At 60.9% G+C, this 10,888-nt stretch carries 9 protein-coding genes; 8 read left to right on the plus strand and 1 reads right to left on the minus strand.

Annotated elements, in window-relative coordinates:
- Positions 1-86 precede the first annotated feature (86 nt).
- The gene (norR, locus tag M2S36_RS22820; RefSeq protein ID WP_233687282.1) at positions 87-1,640 is read right to left on the minus strand and encodes a nitric oxide reductase transcriptional regulator NorR; all 1,554 of its coding nucleotides are present in this window, start codon (positions 1,638-1,640) and stop codon (positions 87-89) included.
- A gap of 154 nt (positions 1,641-1,794) precedes the next feature.
- Between norR and hmpA the strand changes: the two genes are divergently transcribed.
- The 8 genes from hmpA (at position 1,795) to alaC (ending at position 10,864) form a co-directional block, all read left to right on the plus strand.
- Positions 1,795-2,973 carry an NO-inducible flavohemoprotein gene (gene hmpA / locus M2S36_RS22825; protein WP_207832516.1) on the plus strand — a complete coding sequence of 393 codons (1,179 nt, stop codon included), beginning with the start codon at positions 1,795-1,797 and terminating at the stop codon, positions 2,971-2,973.
- Positions 2,974-3,429: 456 nt separating this feature from the next.
- Entirely contained in the window at positions 3,430-3,936 is a 507-nt protein-coding gene (locus tag M2S36_RS22830) for a disulfide bond formation protein B (protein WP_207832518.1), read from the plus strand.
- A gap of 559 nt (positions 3,937-4,495) precedes the next feature.
- Entirely contained in the window at positions 4,496-5,440 is a 945-nt protein-coding gene (cyoA, locus tag M2S36_RS22835; protein ID WP_015268993.1) for a ubiquinol oxidase subunit II, read from the plus strand.
- A 3-nt stretch (positions 5,441-5,443) separates the two neighbouring features.
- Positions 5,444-7,462, plus strand: a complete 2,019-nt coding sequence (cyoB, locus tag M2S36_RS22840) for a cytochrome o ubiquinol oxidase subunit I (protein ID WP_207832521.1) — start codon at positions 5,444-5,446, stop codon at positions 7,460-7,462.
- 3 nt (positions 7,463-7,465) lie between these two features.
- The gene (cyoC, locus tag M2S36_RS22845) at positions 7,466-8,089 is read left to right on the plus strand and encodes a cytochrome o ubiquinol oxidase subunit III (RefSeq protein ID WP_063911281.1); all 624 of its coding nucleotides are present in this window, start codon (positions 7,466-7,468) and stop codon (positions 8,087-8,089) included.
- On the plus strand, positions 8,089-8,421 hold the full coding sequence (gene cyoD / locus M2S36_RS22850; RefSeq protein ID WP_025337746.1) for a cytochrome o ubiquinol oxidase subunit IV: 333 nt from the start codon (positions 8,089-8,091) through the stop codon (positions 8,419-8,421). The genes cyoC and cyoD overlap by 1 nt, the downstream gene beginning before the upstream one ends.
- Before the next feature lie 11 nt (positions 8,422-8,432).
- On the plus strand, positions 8,433-9,320 hold the full coding sequence (cyoE, locus tag M2S36_RS22855; protein ID WP_016484944.1) for a heme o synthase: 888 nt from the start codon (positions 8,433-8,435) through the stop codon (positions 9,318-9,320).
- A gap of 335 nt (positions 9,321-9,655) precedes the next feature.
- Positions 9,656-10,864, plus strand: coding sequence for an alanine transaminase (gene alaC / locus M2S36_RS22860; protein ID WP_087503060.1), 1,209 nt, complete (start codon positions 9,656-9,658; stop codon positions 10,862-10,864).
- The last annotated feature ends 24 nt before the right edge of the window (positions 10,865-10,888 follow it).

Genomic DNA, 10,888 nt, shown 5'->3' on the forward strand with positions numbered 1-10,888 from the left:
GCGGATTGCTTGCAATTTCAGCTATTCATGCGACAGCGCAGGCCAAAGGGCCGGGCCACCTCCCACAGGTACCGCGCTGGTTTCAATCAGCGCAGCCCCAGCCGACGGGCCAGGCGGCTAAGGTTGGCCCGGTCCAGGCCGAGTTCCCGGGCAGCCGCTGCCCAGTTTCCTTCGTGCCGCTGCAGACAGGCTTCGATCACCTGGCGCTGGTAGGCGTCGACGGCTTCGCGCAGCCCCCCCTCGGGTAGCGGTGCTGCCTGCAAGGACGCGGCAGGGGAGGGCGGGATGCCGGGCGTTGCCGTTGCGCGCAGGTCCAGGTCGATGGCTTCCAGGGTAAGGATGCGTGGCCTGTCAGGGTGTTGGCCCAGCGCCTTGAGCGCCGAGCGACCGATCAGGTGTTCCAGTTCACGCACGTTGCCTGGCCAGTCGTAGGCCAGCAGCGCGGCCTGGGCTTCGCTGCTCAGGCGCAGGCTGTTCAGGCCCAGGCGCGAACGGTTCTGTTCGAGGAAGTAGCCGGCCAACAGCAGCACATCTCGCCCACGTTCGCGCAACGGTGGCACGTGCAGCGGGTACACGCTGAGGCGATGATAGAAGTCGGCGCGGAAGTTGCCAGTGCGTACTTCTGCTGCCAGGTCGCGGTTGGTGGCTGCGATCAGGCGCACATCCACCCGGTGCTCGCGGTCCGAGCCCAGGCGCTGCAACTGGCCGCTCTGCAGCACACGCAGCAGCTTGGCTTGCACCGTCAGCGGCAGTTCACCGACTTCGTCGAGGAACAGTGTGCCGCCATTGGCCAGTTCGAACTTGCCACGGCGCTCGCCATGGGCACCGGTGAAGGCACCGCGCACATGGCCGAACAGTTCGCTTTCCACCAGGGTGTCGGGCAGGGCAGCACAGTTCAGGCTGACCAGCGGTTTGTCGGCGCGGTTGCTGGCCTGGTGCAGGGCCTGGGCCACCAATTCCTTGCCAACGCCGGTCTCACCGGTGATCAGCACGGTCAGGTCGCTGCCACCGACCAGGCGGATTTCCTCCACCAGGCGCTTGTGCGCAGGGCTCTGGCCAATCAGCTCTTTATCCTGGCCGCTGGCCTGGCGGTAGATCTCGGCGCGGTGGTGCTCGTCTTCCGCGCGCAGGGCCAGGTGCTCGATGCGCTCGGCCACGGTGACCGTGGCGGCGGCCAGGCTGGCGAAGGCCTGCAGGGCGCCCAGCTCCAGGCTCTGGAACTGCCCTGGGGTGAGGGCGTCGAGGGTAACCAGGCCCCAAGGGCGTTCGTCAACCATCAACGGGCAGCCCATGCAGTCATGTACTTCCAGGTTGGCATCGGGGGTGTTGACCAGGCCGTCGTAAGGGTCGGGCAGCTCTGAGTCACTGGCAAAGCGAGTGGGTTCCGGGCTGCTGAGCAGAACCTGGAAGCGTGGGTGCTCGCTGACCCGGAAGCGCCGGCCCAGTGTATCGGGGCTCAGGCCGTCCACTGCCAGCGGCACCAGCCACTCGCCGTCCAGGCGCAGCAGCGCGGCGGCATCGCAGGGCAGCAATCCACGCATGGCCTGCAGCAGGCGGCGATAGCGTTCCTGGTCGGGCAGGTCGCGGGACAGGTCGCTGACCAGGGGCAGCAGGGTGGTGAGCAGCGGCTTTGTGGTCATATTGACTCCTGTAAGTCGATATGACTATACGCCGGGGTGGGTCGTTTTGACATGATCGGCGTCAACTGCCTGATTTTGCTGGAGATAAAAGTTGGCACGGTTGATGTAATGACCGAGGCAGTCATTCGAAGCCACAGGCTCAGGAGTTGTTGCAATGCTCAATGCCGAACAACGTGCAATCATCAAGGCCACTGTCCCCCTGCTGGAAAGCGGCGGCGAAGCGCTGACCACCCACTTCTACAAGATGATGCTCAGCGAGTACCCGCAAGTGCGTCCGCTGTTCAACCAGGCCCACCAGGCCAGTGGTGACCAGCCGCGCGCCCTGGCCAACGGCGTGCTGATGTATGCCCGCCACATCGACCAGCTGGAGCAGCTTGGCGGCCTGGTCGGCCAGATCATCAACAAGCACGTTGCCTTGCAGATTCTGCCCGAGCACTACCCGATCGTCGGCAGCTGCCTGCTGCGCGCCATCGAAGAAGTGCTGGGCAAGGAAATCGCCACCCCCGCCGTGATAGATGCCTGGGGCGCGGCCTATGGCCAGCTGGCCGACATCCTGATCGGTGCCGAAGAGAATCTCTATAAACAGAAGGAAGAGGCCGAAGGTGGCTGGCGCGGTACCCGCGAATTCCGCCTGGTACGCCGTGAACAGGAAAGCAGCGAAATCGTATCGTTCTACTTTGCCCCGGTGGATGGCAAGCCGGTGCTCAAGGCCGAGCCTGGCCAGTACATCGGCCTGAAGCTGGACATCGACGGTGCCGAGCAGCGCCGTAACTATTCCCTGTCGGCATTGTGCGACGGCAAGGAATACCGCATCAGCGTCAAGCGCGAGGCGGGCGGCAAGGTCTCCAACTACCTGCACGACGTACTGGCGGTGGGCGATACCCTGCAGCTGTTCCCGCCGGCTGGCGATTTCACCCTGGTTGCCAGCGACAAGCCGCTGGTGCTGATCAGCGGTGGCGTGGGGATTACCCCGACCCTGCCAATGCTGCAGGCGGCACTGCAAACCCAGCGTGAGGTGCATTTCATTCACTGCGCGCGCAACGGTGCCGTGCATGCCTTCCGCGACTGGATCGACGAGCTGGCCGCGCGTCACCCGCAGCTCAAGCGCTTCTACTGCTATGCCGAACCGCAGGGTGGCGCCGCAGCTGATGCCTTAGGCCTGCTGAGCGAGGACCTGCTGGCCGAGTGGCTGCCGCAGGAGCGTGACGTGGATGCCTACTTCCTCGGGCCCAAGGGTTTCATGGCGGCGGTCAAGCGCCAGCTGAAGGGCCTGGGTGTGCCAGAGCAGCAGAGCCGCTACGAGTTCTTCGGGCCGGCGGCTGCGCTGGAGTGATGTAGCGCCTGCACTGGCCCTTTCGCGGGTGAACCCGCTCCCACAGTGATCGCACAGGTTTTGAACCTTGTGGGGGCCCTGTGGGAGCGGGTTTACCCGCGAAGAGGCCGGTACAGGCTTACAGAATATTTATCCCGGCCGCTGGGCCGCACCTCACCTTCCTGCCTATATAAAGGAGAGATGAAAGCGCCAGTGCAGCTTTCATCGTTAATCGTCCTTTAATCACGGTATCCTTCACTCCCGGGTGTCGAGGGGCTTGCTCCTGCGCGGCACCCGGCAGCCGTTTTTTGCCGCCCGACGTTGAACCGACGTCGTTGCGGCCGGTCTCAGCCACACCGGATAGCCCAGCAGCGCCATCACGCCGCTTCCTCGGCACGCTCAAAGGCCCTGCCCAGCGTGTAGACTTGCGCCCAGGCAGGCGGACCACGCTGCCACTATCCATCGAAGGAACCGGCAATGAACGAACAAACATCGCGCCTGAATCGGGAACGGCGCTTTCTGGTGCTGTTGGGCCTGATCTGCATTTCGCTGATCGGTGGCGCCCTCTACATGCAGATAGTCCTGGGCGAGGCACCCTGCCCATTGTGCATCCTGCAGCGTTATGCGCTGCTGTTCATTGCCGTGTTCGCCTTCCTCGCCGCGGCGATGCCCGGGCGCCGCAGCCTGACCTTCTTCGAGGCACTGGTGGTGCTCAGCGCCATTGGCGGAATCGTTGCGGCCGGCAACCATGTGTATATACTCGCCAACCCCATGGTCAGTTGCGGCATCGACACCCTGCAACCGATCGTGGACGACCTGCCGCTGGCCAAGCTCTGGCCGCTGGTGTTCCAGGTCGACGGCTTCTGCAGCACGCCGTACCCGCCGATCCTCGGTTTGTCTCTGGCGCAATGGGCGCTGGTTGCGTTCGTCCTGACGGCCGTCCTGGTTCCGCTCGGGATCTATCGCAACCGACGCCGGGCTTAGACAAAAGTCCCGAATTGCATGGGGTCTTTTGCGCCGCATGAGAAGAGGGGAAATTTGCTCCCCGCTTGATCCAGATCAACCCGGAGGCCTTGCAGAATGCGGCTTTGGGGCCTAGCAAGCGGGGTGCGACAAACTGTCGCGAAGTTGAGTTTTTGAGCAGTATTGTTGCAGATTCTGTAAAAGACTGTTGCTCAATAAGTCATAGTCAAGGGTTGGCGACCTATCTACAATCGCCCCCAATTTCCGTTCGGCACTGCTTGCAAGTCGCAGGATTGAAGGAAGCCCCAGCGCTCCTTTTTGCTGACTTCGTCAAGTTTCGCCCAACGGCGATACCGGGCGGACCCCCCTCCGCGTTTTCCCGCACCAAATGGACTTGGTCTGAAGTACAGGCCTGTTGCCTACGAAACCATAAGCACCGCTAACTCGCTTCACGCCTAGGTCCTGCAGTCAGACCCCGGGCAGGAGCGAGTACGGGCGTGAAATGCCTCACTTGGCAGGACGAAGTGTTGGCTACCAAAACACAAATTGCATTGAAGCAAGCTGATCTAGAGGTCGTGAGATGAGTAAAAAGCGTTACCCCAGACTGTTTGGCATATTGCCCTTTTTAGGCATGCTTTTACTCAGTGGGTGCAACTGGACCCTGCTCGACCCGAAGGGCCAGGTCGGCATTGAGCAAAAGAACCTGATCCTGATCGCTACCGGCCTGATGCTGCTGGTGGTGATTCCGGTCATTATCATGACCGTGGTTTTCGCCTGGAAGTACCGTGCTTCCAACAAGGCTGCCACCTACACCCCCGACTGGTCGCACTCGACCAAGATCGAAGCCGCGGTGTGGATCATCCCGATCCTGATCATCATCGCCCTGGGCTACTTCACCTACCACTCCACCCACAAGCTGGACCCGTACCGTCCGCTGGATTCCGATGTGAAGCCAGTGCAGATCGACGTGGTCGCGCTGGACTGGAAGTGGCTGTTCATCTACCCGGAGCAGGGCATTGCCACGGTCAACAAGATCGTCTTCCCGGCTAACACCCCGGTCAACTTCCGCGTCACTTCCGATGCCGTGATGAACTCGTTCTTCATCCCGGGCCTGGGCGGCCAGATCTACGCCATGGCCGGCATGACCACCAAGCTGCACCTGATCGCCAACGAAAACGGCGAGTTCGACGGTATCAGCGCCAACTACAGCGGTGCTGGCTTCACCGGCATGAAATTCAAGGCTACTGCCACCTCCCAGGAAGACTTCGACAAGTGGGTCGCCGAGGTCAAGCAGTCGCCGAAGAAGCTGGACAAGGCCGAATACGACGCCTTGGCCAAACCAAGCGAAAACAACCCAGTCGCGCTGTATAGCGAGGCTTCGCCTGACCAGTTCCAGCTGATCGTCGACAAGTACGAAGGCATGAACCGCGGTCGTCCGAGCCACGAAGAAGCAGGCAGCAAAGATCTGGCCACTACCAAGGGTGTGGAATCGAGTATGCAACCAGCTGCCGGTGCAGAGGAGTAAGAGATGTTCGGTAAACTAAGCCTGGAGGCGATACCCTATCACGAGCCGATAGTCATGGTGACGCTTGCCATGATCGCGCTCGGTGGTATCGCTGTCGTCGGTGCTATCACCTACTTCCGCAAGTGGACCTACTTGTGGACCGAGTGGTTGACGACTGTCGACCACAAGAAGATCGGGGTGATGTACATCATCGTCGCGATGGTCATGCTGCTGCGCGGCTTTGCCGACGCCATCATGATGCGTACCCAGCTGGCTGCCGCTACCGGTGGCTCCGAAGGCTACCTGCCGCCTGAACACTATGACCAGATCTTCACCGCTCACGGTGTGATCATGATCATCTTCATGGCGATGCCGTTCTTCACCGGCCTGATGAACCTGGCGGTTCCTCTGCAGATCGGTGCACGTGACGTTGCCTTCCCGTTCCTGAACTCCCTGAGCTTCTACCTGCTGCTGGCAGGCGTGCTGCTGGTCAACATCTCGCTGGGCGTTGGTGAATTCGCCAAGACCGGCTGGGTTGCCTATCCGCCGCTCGCGGGCATTCAGTACAGCCCTGGGGTGGGTGTCGACTACTACATCTGGGCGCTACAGCTCTCGGGCCTGGGTACGACGCTTACCGGCGTGAACTTCCTCGTCACCGTGATGAAGATGCGCGCCCCTGGCATGAAGCTGATGGACATGCCGATCTTCACCTGGACCTGCACCTGGGCCAACGTGCTGATCGTGGCTTCCTTCCCGATCCTGACCGCTGCACTCGCTCTGCTGACTGTTGACCGTTATCTGGACTTCCACATCTTCACCAACGAGCTTGGTGGGAACCCGATGATGTACGTCAACCTGTTCTGGGCGTGGGGTCACCCTGAGGTCTACATCCTGATCCTGCCGGCCTTCGGCGTGTTCTCGGAAGTTACCTCCACCTTCGCAGGCAAGCGTCTGTTCGGCCACCACTCGATGATCTACGCATCGGGCGCCATCGCCGTGCTGGGCTTCGCTGTATGGCTGCACCACTTCTTCACCATGGGTGCCGGCGCCAGCGTCAACACCTTCTTCGGCCTGGCGACGATGCTGATCTCCATTCCGACCGGTGTGAAGCTGTTCAACTGGCTGTTCACCATCTACCAGGGCCGTCTGCGCTTCACCGCGCCGATCATGTGGACCCTGGGCTTCATGATCACCTTCTCCATCGGTGGCATGACTGGTGTTCTGCTGGCTGTTCCAGGTGCTGACTTCGTGCTGCACAATAGCCTGTTCGTAATTGCTCACTTCCACAACGTGATCATCGGTGGTGCGGTATTCGGCTACATCGCCGGCTTCGCCTACTGGTTCCCGAAAGCCTTCGGTTTCACCCTGAACGAGAAGTGGGGCAAGGCTGCCTTCTGGTTCTGGATCTCGGGCTTCTACGTAGCATTCATGCCGCTGTACGCCCTGGGCTTCATGGGCATGACCCGTCGTCTGAACCACTCCGACAACCCACTGTGGGAACCCTACCTGTACGTAGCTGTTGTCGGCGCCGTGCTGATCCTGTTCGGTATCGCCTGCCAGCTGATCCAGCTGTACGTATCGGTTCGCGATCGCAACCAGAACCTGGACGTGACCGGCGACCCATGGGGCGGCCGTACCCTGGAATGGTCGACTTCGTCGCCACCTCCGTTCTACAACTTCGCCCACATGCCTGAGAAGGTTGGCCTGGACGCCTGGCATGAAGCCAAGGAAGCCGGTGTTGCCTACAAGCCTGCGGCCAAGTACGAAGCGATCCACATGCCGAGCAACACCTCCACCGGTTTGTTCATGGGCCTGTTCCTGACCGTCTTCGGCTTCGCCTTCATCTGGCACATCTGGTGGCTGGTTGGCGCGAGCCTGGTTGCAACCATCGCTGTCTTCGTTCGCCACGCTGCGCGTGACGACCAGGGCTACATGGTTCCGGCCGAAGAAGTGGCGCGCATCGAAGGCGAGCGCATGAAAGCGCTGGCCAAAGCAGGTGCTCTGCCTGCCGGCGCACGTGTCGAATCGTTTGAGCGGGTGTAATCAATGTCCAGTCAAGTAATGCACGGTGCTGCTCATGGTCACGACCATGGGCATGACGACCACCACCACGACTCGGGCCAGATGACCGTACTCGGTTTCTGGCTGTACCTGATGACCGACTGCATCCTGTTTGCGTCGCTCTTCGCCACCTACGCGGTGCTGTCCGGCAGTTTTGCCGGCGGCCCGTCGGGTCATGACATCTTCCAGCTCGATTTCGTAGCTGTTGAAACGCTGTTCCTGCTGCTGTCCTCGATCACCTTCGGCTTCGCCATGCTGAAGATGTTCGATGGCAAGAAAGCTGGCGTACTGGGCTGGTTGGCTGTGACCTTCCTGTTCGGTGCAGGCTTCATCGCGATGGAAATCTATGAATTCCATCACCTGATCGGCGAAGGCTTCGGCCCGAACCGCAGTGGCTTCCTGTCGGGCTTCTTCGCCCTGGTAGGTACCCACGGCCTGCACGTGACCGCCGGCCTGATCTGGATGGCAGTCATGATGTACCAGATCAACAAGCACGGCATCACGCCGACCGCCAAGACCCGCATGAGCTGCCTGAGCCTGTTCTGGCACTTCCTGGACGTGGTCTGGATCTGCGTATTCACCGTCGTCTACCTGCTGGGAGTTCTGTAATGGCTAACGCACACGACACTCATCACGAAGGTAACCACGGCAGCGTCAAGTCGTACATGATCGGCTTCATCCTGTCGATCATCCTGACTGCGATCCCGTTCGGCCTGGCCATGTCGCCAAGCCTGCCGAAGAACCTGACCGTTCTGATCATTGTTGCCATGGCCGTGATCCAGGTAGTCGTACACCTCGTGTACTTCCTGCACATGGACCGCTCGAAAGAGCAACGTAGCAACGTGTCGACGTTCCTGTTCACCGCTCTGGTGATCGCTCTGCTTGTCGGCCTGTCGCTGTGGATCATGTTCAGCATCCACTTCGAAATGTTGGCCAAGTGAGGTAAGACTGCATGTCCGTTAAGCACTTTATCCAAATCACCAAACCGGGGATCATTTTCGGTAACGTGCTTTCCGTGGCAGGCGGTTTCTTCCTTGCCTCGAAGGGCCATGTGGATTTCGCCCTGTTCCTGGCGGTGGTGATCGGTACTTCGCTGGTGGTTGCGTCCGGATGCGTGTTCAACAACTGCATCGACCGTGACATCGACCACAAGATGGAGCGCACCAAGAACCGCGTCATGGTCCAGGGCGGCATGTCGCTGCCCCTCGCGCTGATCTACGCCACCCTGCTCGGGGTGGCGGGTTTCAGCCTGCTGTATGTCCAGGCCAACCCGCTGTCGGCGTTCTGCGCAGCTGTAGGCTTCATCGTCTACGTCGGTTTCTACAGCCTGTGGCTGAAGCGTAAATCGGTGCACGGCACCTTGGTCGGCAGCCTGTCTGGTGCCATGCCTCCGGTGATCGGCTATTGCGCCGTGAGCAACAGCTTCGACCTGGCTGCAGTCACCCTGCTGGTGATGTTCAGCCTGTGGCAGATGCCGCACAGCTTCGCCATCGCGATCTTCCGCTTCAAGGATTACAGCGCTGCCAACATTCCGGTCCTGCCGGTGGCTCGCGGCATCCTCGCGGCGAAGAAGCAGATCGTGCTGTACGTGCTGGCCTTCGTGCTCGCAACCCTGATGCTTACCCTCGGCGGTTACGCCGGCCTCGGCTACCTGGCCGTGGCAGCAGCCATGGGCCTGTACTGGCTGTACATGGCCTGGGGTGGCTACAAGGCCGAGGACGACAGCAAGTGGGCCCGCAAGGTGTTCGGCTTCTCCATCCTCACCGTCACTGCCCTGAGCGTGATGATGGGTGTGGACAGCCAGACCGCTGCGGACGTGCTGATGACTTACGCACGCTGATACTGCTGCCTGTTACACGAAAGCCCCGGCCATTGTGCCGGGGTTTTTTTATGGGTGTTTTCCTGTGCTGGCCCTTTCGCGGGTGAACCCGCTCCCACAGGTTCGTGCACAGGATTTGAGCTTGGTGCGTCCCCTGTGGGAGCGGGTTTACCCGCGAAGAGGCCGGGCCTGAAATATAAATTTGAAATTTTCAAAAAATACATCTGAAAAATTCTAACAAAACAGGAAATTGTCCTTTACAGTCATACTGTTTCGGCACTATCTTCTGATCCAGGCCGCCACATCGGCCAACGTCGCTCGGACGGTTCCGGGCGCTTACGTACTCAGAGGAAGTCATGGCCAACCCAGGTTCGCCGCGCCGCTTTGCGCGCATCGATCGTCTCCCCCCTTACGTCTTCAACATCACTGCCGAGCTCAAGATGGCTGCCCGCCGCCGTGGCGAGGACATCATCGACCTGAGCATGGGCAACCCCGATGGCGCCACCCCGCCGCACATCGTCGAGAAACTGGTGCAGGTCGCCCAGCGTGAAGACACCCATGGCTATTCCACCTCCCGCGGTATCCCACGCCTGCGTCGGGCCATATCCAACTGGTACAAGGAACGCTACGAGGTCGACATCGACCCGGAAAGCGAAGCCATCGTCACCATCGGCTCGAAGGAAGGCCTGGCGCACCTGATGCTGGCCACCCTTGACCAGGGCGACACGGTGCTGGTGCCCAACCCCAGCTACCCGATCCATATCTACGGGGCAGTGATCGCCGGTGCCCAGGTGCGTTCGGTGCCGCTGGTGCCGGGTGTGGACTTCTTCAACGAACTCGAGCGGGCCATCCGCGAGTCGATTCCCAAGCCGAAGATGATGATCCTCGGCTTCCCGTCCAACCCCACCGCCCAGTGCGTGGAGCTGGACTTCTTCGAGCGCGTGGTGGCTTTGGCCAAGCAGTACAACGTGCTGGTGGTACATGACCTGGCCTATGCCGACATCGTCTACGACGGCTGGAAAGCCCCGTCGATCATGCAGGTGCCGGGGGCCAAGGACATCGCGGTGGAGTTCTTCACCCTGTCCAAGAGCTACAACATGGCCGGCTGGCGGATCGGCTTCATGGTCGGCAACCCCGAGCTGGTCAGCGCCCTGGCGCGGATCAAGAGCTACCACGACTACGGCACCTTCACCCCGCTGCAGGTGGCTGCCATTGCCGCACTGGAAGGCGATCAGCAGTGCGTGCGCGACATTGCCGAGCAATACCGCCAGCGCCGCAACCTGCTGGTGAAAGGGCTGCACGAGCTGGGCTGGATGGTCGAGAACCCCAAGGCCTCGATGTACGTATGGGCGAAGATCCCGCCGGAGTATGCGCACCTGGGCTCGCTGGAGTTTTCCAAGAAGCTGCTGGCCGAGGCCAAGGTATGCGTGTCGCCGGGGATCGGCTTTGGTGATTATGGTGATGACCATGTTCGCTTTGCCCTGATCGAGAACCAGGACCGTATTCGCCAGGCGATTCGCGGGATCCGGCAGATGTTCCGGGCTGATGGTTTGACCCGCAAGTAAGTTATTGGGGCCGCTTTGCGGCCC

Source organism: Pseudomonas sp. SF2 (assembly GCF_036858055.1).
In the GTDB taxonomy this organism is placed as follows: domain Bacteria; phylum Pseudomonadota; class Gammaproteobacteria; order Pseudomonadales; family Pseudomonadaceae; genus Aquipseudomonas.

Coding starts and splice junctions, on each gene's coding strand:
- alaC (WP_087503060.1), top strand. CDS start 9,656: ATGGCCAACCCAGGTTCGCCGCGCCGCTTTGCGCGCATCGATCGTCTC.
- cyoB (WP_207832521.1), top strand. CDS start 5,444: ATGTTCGGTAAACTAAGCCTGGAGGCGATACCCTATCACGAGCCGATA.
- cyoE (WP_016484944.1), top strand. CDS start 8,433: ATGTCCGTTAAGCACTTTATCCAAATCACCAAACCGGGGATCATTTTC.
- cyoA (WP_015268993.1), top strand. CDS start 4,496: ATGAGTAAAAAGCGTTACCCCAGACTGTTTGGCATATTGCCCTTTTTA.
- cyoC (WP_063911281.1), top strand. CDS start 7,466: ATGTCCAGTCAAGTAATGCACGGTGCTGCTCATGGTCACGACCATGGG.
- norR (WP_233687282.1), bottom strand. CDS start 1,640: ATGACCACAAAGCCGCTGCTCACCACCCTGCTGCCCCTGGTCAGCGAC.
- hmpA (WP_207832516.1), top strand. CDS start 1,795: ATGCTCAATGCCGAACAACGTGCAATCATCAAGGCCACTGTCCCCCTG.
- M2S36_RS22830 (WP_207832518.1), top strand. CDS start 3,430: ATGAACGAACAAACATCGCGCCTGAATCGGGAACGGCGCTTTCTGGTG.
- cyoD (WP_025337746.1), top strand. CDS start 8,089: ATGGCTAACGCACACGACACTCATCACGAAGGTAACCACGGCAGCGTC.